Below are 15,501 nucleotides of genomic sequence, written 5' to 3'. Positions count from 1 at the left end.
CTATTTATTTCTAAGAAAAAAGGAGCTTTCACATGCGGTGAATTAGCTCCTTTTTAAAAACGATAACTTATTTTACTGATCCGTTATTTTGAACTAATTTCACCATGCTGCTCGCAATCGCATGCTGCTCTTCTTTAGAAGCAACGCTCCAAAGGTCTGCTAAAATTCGCTCTTGATCATTTTTTGCATCAACTTGGTTTGCTAAATATCCACCAATTTGATAAGCAAGATCATGAATAACTTCTTCTTGCATTCCTTCGTTTTGCGCATGATGTAAACGGTCGCCTAAAAAATCTTTCCAGCTATCCCAGTTTTCTAATACTGACATGAGTAGCCCTCCTTAAGGTTTATTCATATCATAGTTTGTACCGTGTTTTTGATTTTATGCACACTTTATATGTACCAACCGCCATTAACCGATAATATTTGTCCCGTTATGTAGGAAGCTCGTGAAGATATTAAGTATGAAACCGCATCTGCCACTTCTTTTGGATATCCTATTCTTCCTAAAGGGATCTCTTCAGCCAGCTCTTTGACCTCTTCTTTTGAATAGCCGGCCATCATATCCGTTTCAATCGCTCCGGGCGCAACTCCATTTACTCGAATCCCACTTAGTGCAACCTCTTTTGCCAAAGCTTTTACAAACGTATTTTGTGCACCTTTTACCATTGAATAAAGGACTTCAAATGAAGCTCCTGTAAGTCCCCAAATGGAAGAAATCATGATGATTTGTCCGCTTTTAGCACTAATCATTTTAGGTAATAAAGCTTTGGTAATAACAAAGGGAGCCGTGATGTGAAGATAGATCATTTCTTCGGTTTCTTTTGCCGGAGTATCTGTCATTAACCCGCTAACGCTTCGTCCGCTGTTATGAATAATAACTTCTACCGGAACAATAATTTCCTCTAAAAACTTCTCCACTCCCTCTTTACATGATAAATCCGCTTGTACCGTAAACACGGTTTTTACCTTTTCAGCAAGCTCATGTGCAAGCGCCTCTATTCTGTCTCTTCGTTGATGGTAATGCAAAATAAGCGAATATCCATCCTCAGCCAATTGCTTAGCAATCGCTGTGCCAATTCCTCCGCTTGCACCTGTCACAAGGGCAAATTTCTCCATAACCTTCTCTCCTTTACATGCAAAAAAGCTGATGAACATCAGCTTTTTTGGCAACAATCATCTTTATTTAGGTACTACTTCACAAACCGTAAAGTTCTTTTCATCAATAATCTCGTTTAGCACATCTTTTATTTCGTTCACCTTCAGTTTTTCCAGCGTTTCAACAATATCAAATAAATTCATATCATTAAATGCATAGCGTGTAAACTGATTAGCGATAAACTCAGGTGAGTTTAATGAACGTAAAAATCCGCCGATTTTCTTTTTACGGATACGTTCAAGTTCTTCTTCTGTTAGTGATTTTGTTTTCATTTCAAGTAAAATTTGTTTAACTCGATCATACAGCTGCTCGGGTTGGTCCGTATCTCCCCCAATAAGAGCAAAACCAAATCCTCTTTCCTCCGTATAATCATAAGCAAATGTTTCATCAATGAGCCCGTCTGCATATAACTCCTCATAGTACGAAGAACTTTTGCCAAATGCGTAATCTAAGATAATATTCATTGCTAACTCATATTTAAGCATTTCTCCACCTGAACGCTGCGGATTTTTCGCTTTTAGACCCACCATACATTTAGAAGACTGCACCGGCATTTTTAGTACTTGTTTTTCTTGATCCACCGTTTCAGGCTCTTCGTCAAAGTGACGCTGTATGTCAGATATTTCTTTATAATCTTTTTTCTGCTGATTGTCTCGAACTTGCCTCATTACCTTTTCCGCATCAACAGGGCCTACAATGAACAACAGCATGTTGCTTGGATGGTAGAACGTTTCATAGCATGTATACAGCAAATCTTTATTAATATGTGAAATCGATTCGATCGTGCCGGCAATATCAATTTTAACAGGGTGGTTTTTGTACATATTTTGAATGGTACCAAAATACAAGCGCCAGTCCGGATTGTCGTCATACATTGTAATTTCTTGACCGATAATGCCTTTTTCTTTTTCGACCGTTTTTTCTGAGAAGTACGGCTCTTGTACAAAGTCCACTAATGTTTCAAGGTTTTCCTCAAAATTTGACGTACAGCTGAATAAGTAAGCTGTGCGGGTAAAAGAAGTAAATGCATTGGCCGAAGCACCTTGTTTACTAAACTGCTGAAAGACATCCCCGTCTTCTTTTTCAAATAATTTATGCTCTAAAAAGTGTGCAATTCCGTCCGGAACTTTTGTCATTTCATTTTCATTTAGTGGTACGAATTGATTGTCAATCGATCCGTAGTTCGTTGTAAAGGTAGCAAACGTTTTGTTAAACTCCGGCTTTGGCAAAATATATACCTGCAGCCCGTTATCCATTTTTTCATGATACAGCTGTTCCTGAAGCTGCGAAAATTCAATTTTCTCCATTTTCTTCACCGCCCGTTCCTGTTAAGAAATAAATTGTATCCATTTCAATTTTCTCAGCCACTTTAATAATTTCCTGCTTAGATACCGCATCAATATGCTTTAAGTATTCGTCAATTGAAATGTCTTTGCCTGTTAATTCATTATGATACATAACCTCTACTAGTCCTCGTGGAGTATCCACCGTTTCAAGCAGCTGATTGTGAATGACGGCTTTTGTTTGAGCGATTTCGCCGTCTGTGAACGACCCTTGCTTCATCTCCTGCATTTGTTCTTTAATAATGGTCACGGCTTGGTCGTAATTTTTAGCATCAATACCCGACATGACCATCAGTAATCCCTTATGACTTTCTACCCTTGAAGCGGCATAATAGGCTAAGCTTGCTTTTTCACGCACATTGATAAATAGCTTAGAATGTGAGAAACCTCCGAATATACCGTTAAATACTTGCAGAGCAAAATACTGTCTATCTCCATACACAACATTTGTGCGGTAGCCAATATTTAATTTCCCTTGTTTTACTTCTTGTTTTTCCACTACTTCATTTACTTTTGAGATATCTTTAGACGTAATAGAATCTTCAATGTCTTTTTGCTCGCGCTTTGGTAACGTAAATGTTTCTTTTACTGTTTGTAAAACCTCTTCGACTTGCAAATCTCCAATAGCATAAAGGTGAATGGCATCTTCTTTTAACACCTGCTGATAATAGGCGTACAAACTTTCACCTGTAATTTCTTCCACGTCGTCAATTTGACCATTTACATGTAAAGAGTAAGGTTCTTCCTTACACATTTCTTCGACTAATCTTAAATTAGCATAGCGCATTTTATCATCAAATACGGCTTGAATTCTCTGACGAAGCGAACGCTTTTCTTTTGTCATAATATCCTTTAAAAAAGAGTCCCCTTCAACTGCTGGCTTTAATAAAATATCGCCAAGAAGCGCTAACGCTTTTTGCAAAAGCGGAGTTGAATCTTTCAAATATTTTTCATTCGCTATATCAATGCGAATCGTAATATCGTGGTTATCACCTTTTTTTGTTAAGTCTACTTGTAAAGTAGCACCATAAAGCTCATCTAAATATGTACGAAGCTTTGTCGTAGACGGCAGCGACTCGGTAGCGCTTTGAAGCACATAAGGTAAAAGGGCACGCATTGTCACCGTTTTCTTATCTAAAGGGGCATTTAGTTTTAAAATGAACGTGTTTGTTTTGTACTTAGCTGTTTGAATGGTGTGAACAGTCAATCCTTCTAGTTCATGTTTTTGTTCAGTCAATAATTTCATATATAAACCTCCTTTTAAATTTTGATGTATTAACTAGACAATACTTCTATTTTGAATCTTTAACGCTAATTTTAGTCTTATAACCACTATATCGAATTCAAGGAAACATTTTCAAGTAACTTGCCGCGCGCTTCCTCATTTCTTTTCATATTCTTTCTCTCAATGAAAAAAAGGCGGAGAAAAGAATATGATTCCTTTGTCTCCACCTTCTATATTTATCCAACTTTAGTCATTGTTAGACCTCGTATAGAGGATTTATTAGCGGCGGCCTTTTTCATAAGGAACGCCTAGCGCTTTAGGAGCCTCAGCACGTCCTACAAAACCAGTAAGTGCTAAGATTGTTAATACGTACGGTGCAATGGTTAAAAGGACGGATGGGATATCTTGAATAACCGGAATCTGAGCTCCCGTGATACTCAAAGACTGTGCTAACCCGAAAAACATGGCTGCGCCTAAAGCACCAATAGGATGCCATTTTCCAAAAATCATAGCTGCAATAGCAAGGAACCCTTGTCCAGCAATCGTTCCCGCTGCAAAGTTTGTAGCGATAGATGTAGCATACACCGCGCCGCCGATTCCAGCTAACATTCCGGAAATCATAACTCCAACGTAACGCATTCTCACAACTTTGATCCCCATCGTGTCTGCTGCCATTGGGTGTTCACCAACTGAACGAAGACGAAGACCAAACGGCGTTTTATAAATGATGTACCATACAGCAAAAGCTAGCGCAATTGCAATATAGGACGTAATAGGAACATTCGAAAACAGAATTTTACCGATTACTGGAATGTCTGATAGACCTGGAATACTTACTTTATCGATACGGAATTGGATAAAATCTGTTTGTCCTTTCCCAAAAATCTTTTTGATTAAAAAGATTGAAAGACCCGCAGCTAGAAAATTCAGCGCTACACCACTTACAGTTTGATCTGCTTTTAATGTAATACTTGCAACAGCATGAATCAGCGAAAACACAGCGCAAACAACAGCCGCAATTACTATCGCTACCCACGGGGCCCAAGCACCTAATGAATCCTGAAGTAAAAGGGTTGAAACAATACCTGTAAACGCGCCAAACATCATCAGCCCTTCTAATCCGATGTTCACGACCCCGGAACGTTCACTAAATATCCCTCCGAGCGCGGTAAAGATAAGCGGTGCAGCTGAATAAAGCGCCGCTGGAATAATAATGGCTAACACCTCTAAGAAGTTCATTTTGCTCCCCCCTTGCCTGCACGGCCAAGCACCCAGCGAATTAAATAACTAGATGCAACAAAAAAGATAATAAGCGCAATGACAATTTGAATTAATTCAGACGGTACGCCTGTCATAAAGTTCATTTGAGGAGCCGCAGTTTGCAATCCTCCGAAAAAGAATGAAGCTAATAAAATTCCAATTGCGCTGTTAGCTCCTAAAAGAGCTACGGCGATACCGTCAAATCCCGTACCCGTAAACGCAGTGAATGTGCCCATATACTGAAATGTTCCAAGCCCTTCCATTGCCCCGGCAAGCCCGGCAAAAGCGCCTGAAATCGCCATGGATAACACAATGTTTCGGCCTACATTCATTCCTGCATACTGTGAAGCATGTTGATTAAAACCAACAGCTCTTAGCTCGAAGCCCTTAGCTGTTTTATTCAAAATAAACCACATTACGATGGCTGCAGCGATGGTAATAAGAATGCCGTAATGAAGGCGGGAGTTATCGGTTAACTGTGCTAAAAAGCTTGATGCTAAAGATGCCGATTCCTTAATATCATACGATTTTTCATTACCCGCATATAAATACGTACGGATTAAGCTGCTCGTTGTATAAAGGGCAATATAGTTCATCATAATGGAAACAATTACTTCATGAACATGAAATTTTGCTTTTAAAAATCCTGGAATAAACGCCCAAACTGCTCCAGCTGCAGCTGCTGCTAATACAGCTAAAGGAATATGAATGACTGCTGGTAAATCAAACGCATACCCAACCCATACTGAAGCCAACCAGCCAACTAAAAGCTGTCCTTCTACTCCAATGTTAAAGAGACCGGTTTTATAAGCAAACGCAACCGCGATACCAGCCAGAGCAAGAGGAGTCATGGCACGAATCGTTTCTCCAATGGCTTTTGGCGTTCCAAACATCCCGTCAAAAAGAGATTGATAGCCAAGCATTGGATCATAGCCGCCTAGTAACATAATAACCGCTCCGGCAATGAGTCCTAATATGGCCGATACAACAGGGATCAAAATCATCATTACACGTTCATTTTTCACAAGTTTATTCATGCTGTTCCACCCGCTTTCTCACGCGTACCGCCTGCCATTAATAAGCCTAACTCTTGTTCATTCGTTTCTTTTGGATCTACAATGTCGACTATTTTCCCTTCATAAATAACCGCAATGCGATCGCTTAAATTTATTACTTCATCCAGTTCTAGCGAAACAAGCAGCACTGCTCGTCCTTTATCTCGTTCTTCGATCAGTTTCTTATGAATAAATTCAATGGCCCCTACGTCCAGCCCCCTCGTTGGCTGAGCTGCAATTAATAGCTCCGGACTGCGGTCTACTTCACGGGCAATAATGGCTTTTTGCTGATTCCCCCCCGATAGCGATCGCGCTTGTGTATATTCACTAGGCGTTCGCACATCATATTCTGCAATTAGTTCTTTTGCCTTTTTATACATCTCTTTATAATTTAAAATACCTGATTTAGACATCGGCTTTTGATAATACGTTTGAAGGCCAATATTTTCACCTATTGTATAATCTAATACCAGTCCGTGCTTATGACGATCCTGCGGAATATGTCCTATTCCTGACTCCGTAATTTTACGAGTGGATAACGTAGACAATTCTTGATTTTTTAATGTGATCGAGCCCGACTTTATTTTTCTCAGACCCGTAATTGCTTCAATCAGCTCTGTTTGACCATTCCCATCTACACCTGCGATGCCTACAATTTCGCCTGCCCGAACGCTTAGATCAAGCGAACTTACAGCCTCTACTCCTCGGCTGTCTTCTACTACTAATTCTTTTATTGTTAACACAGCTTCTTTTGGAGTCGCTGTTTTCTTTTCAGTTTTAAAATGCACTTCTCTTCCTACCATTAAAGCAGCAAGTTCATCAGGGTTGGTCTCTTGCACATTTACCGTGCCAACCCCGACACCTTTTCGAATAATTGTACAGCGGTCACATACTGACATAATTTCTTTTAATTTATGCGTAATTAAAATAATCGACTTTCCTTCTTGAATTAATTTTTTCATAATTTGAATTAATTCCGTAATTTCCTGAGGTGTTAAGGCGGCAGTAGGTTCATCAAAAATAAGAATGTCGGCTCCTCTGTAAAGCGTCTTTAAAATTTCCACTCGCTGCTGCATGCCAACTGAGATATCTTGAATCTTCGCATATGGATCTACCGATAATCCATATTGATTTGAAAGCTCTTGAATATCTTGAGCTGCTTTTTTAATATTGATTTTCCCCGTGCGCGTCGGTTCGTTTCCAAGAATAATATTTTCTGTTACTGTAAAGTTTTGAACGAGCATAAAATGCTGATGAACCATCCCAATCCCTAAGTCATTCGCTACGTTAGGGTCCGTGATTTTGACTTCTTGGCCGTTTACACGAATCTGCCCTTTTTCAGGCTGATAAAGTCCAAATAAAACGTTCATCAGCGTTGACTTACCTGCACCATTTTCTCCTAACAAAGCATGAATTTCTCCCTTTTTCACTTGGAGTGTAATATTGTCATTAGCGACAATACCGGGAAACTCTTTGCGAATATCTAGCATTTCAATAACATATTCCACTGCTTTCACTCCCTATTCCTGCCTGCTACAGGATTCTGTCTTCCGTTTTTTGGCTATGAAAAAGGCTAGTTTTCACTAGCCTTTTATACTCATATAATCATTGCTTAACAGACGTCAACTTATTTTTTAAGCGTTTTTTCAAACTCTTTAAATTCTTTATCCGTTTGAGGCACTGTAATGTCACCGTCTAGAATTTTTTGCTTATACTCATCAACTGCTTTTAACGCATCTTTGCTTACATTATCTTGTGATGGAGCAATTCCTACTCCGTCTTCTTTTAAGCCAAACACAACTTCTTTACCACCTGGGAATTTGTCGTCCATTGCTTTTTTGGCAACATCTTCTACAGCCAAGTCAACGCGTTTAACCATCGAAGTTAACGTTACGTTTTCAGGCATACCTTCTTCATGCTGATCGCGGTCAACTCCAATTACCCAAACCTTTTTGTCTTTCCCGCCTTTTGAACGGTTTTTAGCTTCTGTAAATACGCCGTTTCCAGTACCGCCAGCCGCTTGATAAATAATATCAGCGCCTTTGCTGTAAATGGTAGAAGCAATAGCTGAACCTTTTTCTGGAGAGTTAAAACTTTCTGCGTATTGAGAGATAACTTCAGCATCTGGGTTTACAGATTTAACACCTGCTTTAAATCCGTTTTCAAACTTCTTGATTAATGGAGATTCAACGCCTCCGATAAAGCCGATTTTGTTCGTTTTCGTTTGTTTAGCTGCCACTACACCTACTAAGAAAGAGCCTTGCTCTTCTTTAAATAGAATGCTTGCCACGTTATCTATGTTCTCTGACTTTAGCGTATCGTCTACTAATGCAAAGTTAGCATCTGGATACTGCTTTGCTGCTTTTTTAATATCTTCTTTTAATAAAAAGCCAATTCCATACGTCAAGTTGTAGCCACTCTCAGCAAATTTAGAAAGATTGCTCTCGTATTCAGATGCTTTTGTAGACTGCAAATACTTATATCCAGTCCCTTCATCAAGTCCGTTATCTTTCCCAAACTTTGTCAGACCTTCCCAAGCAGATTGGTTAAACGATTTATCATCTACCCCGCCCGTATCTGTTACCATTCCCACTTTAAAATCCGCCGCTTTTTTATCTCCGCCGCTCTTACCTGCGTCGTCTGAGCCACACGCGCTTAAAAGTGTTCCTGCCGCTAATACTAGTGATAATGCAAGTCCCGTTTTACGTTTTAACATGTTTTAACCCCCTGAATAGTTTTAAAAGTATAAAGCCAATTTTCTATTTCGTCCTTGTGACCTACATTTGACACCTCCTTAAAAGGACAATGTTAAACAGTTATAAATTTTCTGACATTTAACCACAAAAAAACTAGACGCGTTTACGCAATACTTGGAAACTAAATTGATCTGCTTTAAAATAATTGATGGAATATAAAATGGGTTCATCATGCTGGTCATAATGCATTTGTTTCAGCACAAGCAAAGCGGTTTCTGGTTCGCATTGTAAAATAGGAGAAACTTTTTCATGATAGCCTAGAGGCTCAATGTTTGCCACTGCGTATGAAATATGTTTTCCTGCTTGTTTTTCAAGAATTTCTAGCAAAGACTCTTGTTTATATTCGAAATTTTCAGGCAATATTTTTTGAGGAACCTTGTCCATGCAATATACAACCGGCTCTCCGTTTGCTGTTCTCACCCGTTCAACAAATAAAATCTGTTCGTCTTCCCCGCAAGCAAAACGTGTTAAATCATTTTCAGACAACTCTTGTATTTGAGAAGATAAGAAGATTGTTCCAGCCTTCATACCGGCTTGTTCAATCATATGTGTTATACTATTTAATTGCTCAATCCCTGACAAAAAAGTAGGCTTCGTGTTGACAAATGTTCCCACGCCGTGTCTGCGAACAATAATATTCTCTTCTTCTAATATGCGAAGTGCCTCACGTAGCGTTGCGCGGCTAACCCCTAGCTGCTTTGATAAATCAAACTCTGAAGGGAGTCTTTCCTTTTCTTTAAAAATTCCTTTTTCTATATTTTGTTTAATTTTATCAATCACTTGTAAATACAAGTGCCGATTATCCGCACGTATAGACATCATTCTTCCTCCATATTAAAAAGTCATCAGACCTCTGATGTTCGACTACTTAATCGAAAATAATATATCATTTTTCGACAGATAAATAAATAGGTTATATTAATTTTTTATTAAAATTATTATTATTTTTTAAAAAAAATGAATTTTTGTTATTTTTTAATGTCAGCATACCTAACAACCTGCTTTTCTTCTAATATTAGATAAAAACCAAACATTTTAGTCATTAAATTTTTTAATATTCGTTTTTATTTCATTTATTTAGCATGACATATTTTTGTATGATACTATTCTTACCGTCTCTTATTCCATAAAAAATGAGGTTGAGACATAACGAAATGAATTCAAACTAAAGACGAACAAATGGGATAATGAGCTGAACAGCTTTTGACACTGCAGTTGATTTCCGTGTAAAACTCCGGTTTCCGCCGGCGGGTGATGAGCCTCCTCGTCGCTTGCGCTTTTCCCGCAGGAGTCTTCGCCCTGCCCTTCAATCAACTGCTAGAAGGAACGAAACAGATGAAACCTACGTTTATCATAACAAAAAAAACGAACCACTAATCAAACATGTTGATTAATGGTTCGTTTTTCACTTCAGCTAAAATACTTTTGTCCCAGCCTCATCTTTTCTAGTAACATTATTAAGATCCAACATCCTCATTTTGCTGAGAAATCAGCACGGAACGCGGCTTACTTCCTTCATAAGGCCCCACCACTCCACGCTCTTCCATTGCATCGATCAAGCGTGCAGCCCGGTTATAGCCAATTCGAAAGCGTCGCTGCAGCATAGAAACAGAAGCTGTTTGCATTTCTGCTACAAGCTGTACCGCTTCGTCATATAGCTCATCTGCAAAATCATCAACTTGTTCAGGAGCATCGGTTGGAATCATTTCTTCTTGATACTGCGCTTTTTGCTGTGCAATTACAAAATCAACAATTTCTTCTACTTCTTCATCTGATAAAAAGGCACCTTGCACACGCACAGGTTTTGAAGCTCCAACAGGCATGAACAGCATATCTCCTCTTCCTAGAAGCTTCTCAGCTCCTCCCATATCTAAGATCGTACGAGAGTCAGTTTGTGAAGATACACTAAAAGCGATTCGGGAAGGAATGTTTGCTTTAATAACCCCAGTAATAACATCTACTGATGGTCGCTGTGTAGCAATAATCAAATGAATGCCGGCAGCACGAGCCATTTGAGCAAGACGTGTGATCGAATCTTCGACGTCAGATGAAGCAACCATCATCAAGTCAGCCAACTCATCGACAATCACCACAATATAAGGAAGAGTCGGCTGTTTTGCATCGGCGTCTCCATCATCATTCATACGTTTTACTAAATCGTTATATCCTTCAATGTTTCTCGTTCCGCTGTGTGAAAACAACTCATAACGTCGCTCCATCTCACTTACAACTTTCTTTAAGGCTTGAGAAGCTTTTTTCGGATCCGTTACAACAGGAGCCAATAAATGCGGAATACCATTGTACATATTGAGCTCAACCATTTTAGGGTCAATCATCATTAATTTTACTTCATGAGGCTTTGTCCTCATTAAAATACTAATAATAATACCGTTGATACACACACTTTTTCCGCTTCCTGTTGCGCCTGCTACAAGCATATGAGGCATTTTATTAAGCTCTGCTAGCACAGCTTCGCCTGAAATATCTCTTCCTAAACCAACTAATAGCTTTTTATCCGGTCGGTTATTTTCAGTTGCTTCAAGTACTTCTCTAAGTGAAACCATCGCTACTTCTTCGTTCGGCACTTCAATTCCTACCGCTGATTTCCCGGGAATTGGAGCTTCAATCCGAATATCTTTGGCAGCTAATGCAAGTGCTAGATCATCACTTAAATTGACAATCTTACTTACTTTTACTCCTACATCAGGATATACTTCATATTTTGTAACAGCTGGTCCAAGGTGAACTTTTGCCACTTTTGCTTTTACGCCGAAACTTTGAAACGTTTTTTCAAGTTTTTCGGCATTTTTATAAATGTTTTTATGCTCTTTTGCCTGGTTGCTTTTCTTTGGCATCGTTAATAGCTTGATAGGAGGAAGCTCATACTCTTTATTTTCCGTTTCAGTAAATGTAATCATAGGAGCTTTTTCTTCTTCCTGTTCCTTTTGCGGCTTTGGCTGTTGCGGTGCAGCAGCTACAGGCTTCGATTCCATAACCGGCGGCGCTGGAGCTATAGGAGCAGCAGGAGATTGACTAGACTCTTCCTCTCCGTAGTCAAAGTGTTCAATAATTGGAGGCGAAGGTGCTTCTACTTCTATGTCCATGCTTTCTTCAGGTTCTTGCACAGCTTTTTCTTGTCGTCTCTTTTTTGTTGTTTTAGGAGCTTTTTTCTTCTTATGTTTCCACGTCTGAATATCTTGCCAGCCTTCTTTTAACTCCGTTGTTAAAAAATTCACTAGAGGTGACAAAAGTTTTAATACCGTTTCGTGAAGCGAACGTCCGGTAATAAGCAGTACCCCAATCACAATAAGCAAGGCAGCGATAAGTTCTGTTCCTAAGCTATCAAATAGATAGTAGAACATGGCAAACATAATAGCTCCTATCATCCCTCCGCCTAAATCACTGTGATTCGATTGGCCCGTTGCTTCGAGCATATACAAATCCCACGTGTTCATAATGACAGATGGATCTGTAAACGTTCCGTTTTTTGATAAATTTTCAAATAACGTAACATGACTAAACAGTAAAATAGATAAAATAATGAGATATGTACCGATAAGCTGCCGCGTCACTAAAGGAGGCATTTCTCTTTTCCAAATAATATAAACAGATAGAATAGCCATTCCGATTAAACACAGCATATACCATTCGCCAATAAATAAGCGGACCACTAGTACAAGGGCCTGTCCTACAGCACCAAGTCCTGCCATGGCAATTAACGTTAATGCTAATAAAAATAAGCCAATAAGCTCAAAGCGCAATATGCGTTTCCATTCATCCTTTTTTATTTGACCTCTTCGTTTTTTCTTTGCCATTTTTCCACTCCAATCAACGTCCAACACTCTATGTTGATTTTGTTTCTTTTATCAGTTGAATAAAAAAGCAGCCAATACAGCGGCTGCCTTCTTCGTCATATTCATTATACCATATTCACCATAATTATACTGAAATCCTTACGACAAAATTTGACCAGGATAATAATTTTCATTCAAATAATCTTGAGGATTCGTGCTTAAAATCCTCACAATTTGCTGTTGCTTTTGTTCATTTTCTTCAACAATAACCGGGATTCCATTATGGTTAATAAGCTTTGGCTGAGATTGTTCTTGATGATAAGACTGCTGAAAGATCAGTTCTTGCGGCATCATTGTATACAAAATCATTGCAGCAGCTGCTCCTCATTCTGACGTCCTTGCTCAATCAGTTCATTCAATTTTTTGATCGCTTGAGCAACTCCGCCTACTTCATTAATTAACCCGTATGAAACAGCATCTCCGCCAACTACATTTGTCCCGATATCACGCGTTAAGTTCCCTTTTGAAAACATAAGTTCTTTAAACTTTTCTTCTGAAATATGAGAGTGTTCTCTCACAAAGTTAATCACGCGCTCTTGCATTTTATCTAAGTATTCAAATGTTTGCGGTACACCAATAACAAGACCCGTTAAGCGAATAGGATGAATGGTCATGGTCGCTGTACCGGCAATATACGAATAATCAGTTGAAACCGCAATTGGAACACCGATTGAATGTCCGCCTCCTAACACAATAGACACAGAAGGCTTGGATAACGAAGCGATCATTTCAGCAATTGCAAGACCCGCTTCTACATCTCCACCTACTGTATTCAAGATAATAAGCAATCCTTCAATTTTTGGATTTTGTTCGATCGCCACAATTTGCGGGATGACATGCTCATATTTTGTCGTTTTGTTTTGAGGAGGCAGCTGCATGTGCCCTTCGATTTGTCCTACAATCGTTAAACAGTGAATATTAGAATCCTGAGGAAGCTGAGCCACGTTGGTCTGTCCTAGTTGTTGAATTTTATCTAATATTCCGCCCTTGCTTTCTTCATTTTTATTAGGCTGCTGAGGCGCTTCATCAGAATGTAATCTTTCGTTATTTTCAAACATATTCTAGCTCCTTTCAATTATTGATAGTAGTAGTATGAACTTCTCATAGTTATTACATCCGCATCAGCTGCAAATAAAAAGCCTTCCCAGCGGGAAGGCTTCACATTAGATTTCCATGATAATCGGTAAAATCATCGGTTTACGACGGGTTTTTTCATATAAAAATTGATTTAAACTTTCTCTCATTTTTAATTTTAATGAAGACCACTCGATCACTTTGTCTTCCATACACTTTTCTAAAATTTGCTGAACAATCTTCGTTGCTTCTTCTAAAAGCTTTTCTGATTCTCTTACATAGACGAATCCGCGGGAGATGATTTCTGGCCCCGCTACTACCGTTTTTTGGCGTTTATTAATCGTAACTACCACCGTTAAGATTCCGTCCTGTGACAGCAGCCTGCGATCTCTCAGAACGATATTTCCAATATCACCGACGCCTAGTCCATCAATGAGCGTATTTCCCGCTTGAATAGAACCGCTAGGGTACATGCGAGCATCTTTAAATTCAACTCGCTCACCTTTTTCAAGCAAACAAATATGATCTTCTGATATTCCTAATTGACCGGCCAGCTTTGCATAAGCTTTTTGTTTTCGATACTCTCCATTCACAGGCATGACATATTTCGGCTTTGTTAAGTTAATCATAAATTTTAATTCTTCTTGACTGCCGTGTCCGGAAGCCTGCACTTTCCTCTGAGCAAACACTACGCTTGCTCCTAAACGAAAGATGGCGTCAATTGTTTTTGAAAAGGTCGTTTCGTGCCCCGCCACAGGTGTAGCAGCCAGCAGGACCGTATCATCTTGTTTGATTTGAATAAATTTATGGGACTGTTTAGCCATTCGAGTAAGACCTAAAATCGGCTCTCCGTGATGACCTGTTGTTAAAATAACCGTTTCATGTTCTGGAAGATCTTTTAGCTTTTGTACAGGAACAATTAAATCCTCAGGCAGCTGCAAATGTCCAAGTTTTGCTGCAATATCAATGATTTTCAGCATACTTTTTTCCATAACGATCAGGTTACGGCCGTGCTGATATGCGGCATGAATGATTTGCTGAATACGGTGCAGATTGGAACTGTATGCAGCAACAATGATTCGACCTTTGCTTTTATAAAAAGCGTCGGTAATATTTTGTCCAATGACGGCTTCAGAAACTGTATAGCCTGGCTTATCCGCATTTGTACTGTCTGAAAGCAAACACAGGACGCCTTGTTCCCCAATGGCAGCCATTTTTCCAATATCAGCGCTTTGAATGCTGACTGAATTTTGATCAAATTTAAAATCACCTGTATATACAATCGCCCCTTGATTTGTTTGTAAACAAATACCGACTGAATCTTGGATGCTGTGCTGCGTTCTAAAAAATGAAATATCCACTCCTTCAAACGATAAAACCGTTGACGAAGTGATAGGATGTAAAGCTTCATATTTTTTAATTCCATATTCTTTTAACTTTTCTTTGATAAGTGCTAGCGTTAATTCTGTACCATATACAGGCACATCCAATTTTTGAAGTATAAAGGGAATAGCGCCAATTTGTTCTTCGTGTCCATGAGTAACAAATATGCCTTTTACGTTCTGCTGATTTTCTACTAAATATGTAATGTCCGGAATGACAATATCAATTCCTAACATTTCCCCTCCCGGAAACTTTGATCCTGCATCTAACACATATATGTTTTCATTGATTTCCACCACATACATGTTTTTTCCAAGTTCTCCGACTCCACCCAAGGCTGAAATTTTAATATTTTCTGTCTTTTCTAGTACCATAAGCTCCTCCTACTTACT

Annotated in this window: 13 protein-coding genes; all 13 read right to left on the bottom strand. The window is 39.0% G+C overall.

All coding sequences use genetic code 11. The features are described from left to right. Positions 1-67: 67 nt before the first annotated feature. The 13 genes from AC4NPH_RS15030 to AC4NPH_RS14970 all read right to left on the bottom strand — a co-directional run bounded on the left by AC4NPH_RS15030 (position 68) and on the right by AC4NPH_RS14970 (position 15,483). Complete coding sequence (locus tag AC4NPH_RS15030; protein WP_013058809.1) at positions 68-328, bottom strand: DUF3243 domain-containing protein; 261 nt, start codon at positions 326-328, stop codon at positions 68-70. Between the two features lie 65 nt (positions 329-393). Then, the gene (gene ymfI / locus AC4NPH_RS15025; RefSeq protein WP_491938799.1) at positions 394-1,119 is read right to left on the bottom strand and encodes an elongation factor P 5-aminopentanone reductase; all 726 of its coding nucleotides are present in this window, start codon (positions 1,117-1,119) and stop codon (positions 394-396) included. Between the two features lie 63 nt (positions 1,120-1,182). Next, complete coding sequence (yfmH, locus tag AC4NPH_RS15020; RefSeq protein WP_041816619.1) at positions 1,183-2,466, bottom strand: EF-P 5-aminopentanol modification-associated protein YfmH; 1,284 nt, start codon at positions 2,464-2,466, stop codon at positions 1,183-1,185. Then, positions 2,453-3,748: an EF-P 5-aminopentanol modification-associated protein YfmF gene (gene yfmF, locus AC4NPH_RS15015; RefSeq protein WP_013058812.1), complete on the bottom strand. Its 1,296-nt coding sequence runs from the start codon at positions 3,746-3,748 to the stop codon at positions 2,453-2,455. The genes yfmH and yfmF overlap by 14 nt, the downstream gene beginning before the upstream one ends. 258 nt (positions 3,749-4,006) lie before the next feature. Continuing rightward, positions 4,007-4,966: an ABC transporter permease gene (locus AC4NPH_RS15010; RefSeq protein WP_013058813.1), complete on the bottom strand. Its 960-nt coding sequence runs from the start codon at positions 4,964-4,966 to the stop codon at positions 4,007-4,009. Next, positions 4,963-6,024, bottom strand: coding sequence for an ABC transporter permease (locus AC4NPH_RS15005; RefSeq protein ID WP_013058814.1), 1,062 nt, complete (start codon positions 6,022-6,024; stop codon positions 4,963-4,965). Before AC4NPH_RS15005 ends, AC4NPH_RS15010 begins: the two co-directional genes overlap by 4 nt. Next, entirely contained in the window at positions 6,021-7,550 is a 1,530-nt protein-coding gene (locus tag AC4NPH_RS15000; RefSeq protein ID WP_013058815.1) for an ABC transporter ATP-binding protein, read from the bottom strand. Before AC4NPH_RS15000 ends, AC4NPH_RS15005 begins: the two co-directional genes overlap by 4 nt. A 119-nt stretch (positions 7,551-7,669) precedes the next feature. After that, the gene (locus AC4NPH_RS14995) at positions 7,670-8,758 is read right to left on the bottom strand and encodes a BMP family lipoprotein (protein ID WP_098197209.1); all 1,089 of its coding nucleotides are present in this window, start codon (positions 8,756-8,758) and stop codon (positions 7,670-7,672) included. 133 nt (positions 8,759-8,891) lie between these two features. Continuing rightward, positions 8,892-9,617: a GntR family transcriptional regulator gene (locus AC4NPH_RS14990; RefSeq protein ID WP_013058817.1), complete on the bottom strand. Its 726-nt coding sequence runs from the start codon at positions 9,615-9,617 to the stop codon at positions 8,892-8,894. Positions 9,618-10,255: 638 nt separating this feature from the next. Then, complete coding sequence (locus AC4NPH_RS14985) at positions 10,256-12,613, bottom strand: FtsK/SpoIIIE family DNA translocase (RefSeq protein ID WP_013058818.1); 2,358 nt, start codon at positions 12,611-12,613, stop codon at positions 10,256-10,258. 138 nt (positions 12,614-12,751) lie between these two features. Further along, positions 12,752-12,961, bottom strand: coding sequence for a YlzJ-like family protein (locus AC4NPH_RS14980; RefSeq protein WP_013058819.1), 210 nt, complete (start codon positions 12,959-12,961; stop codon positions 12,752-12,754). Continuing rightward, on the bottom strand, positions 12,958-13,710 hold the full coding sequence (locus AC4NPH_RS14975) for a ClpP family protease (protein WP_013058820.1): 753 nt from the start codon (positions 13,708-13,710) through the stop codon (positions 12,958-12,960). The genes AC4NPH_RS14980 and AC4NPH_RS14975 overlap by 4 nt, the downstream gene beginning before the upstream one ends. Before the next feature lie 105 nt (positions 13,711-13,815). Continuing rightward, positions 13,816-15,483, bottom strand: coding sequence for a ribonuclease J (locus AC4NPH_RS14970; RefSeq protein ID WP_335481609.1), 1,668 nt, complete (start codon positions 15,481-15,483; stop codon positions 13,816-13,818). Positions 15,484-15,501 lie beyond the last annotated feature (18 nt).

This window comes from Priestia sp. MDV22-iso46 (genome assembly GCF_058629175.1).
This window is presented reverse-complemented; position numbering and strand designations above follow the sequence as displayed.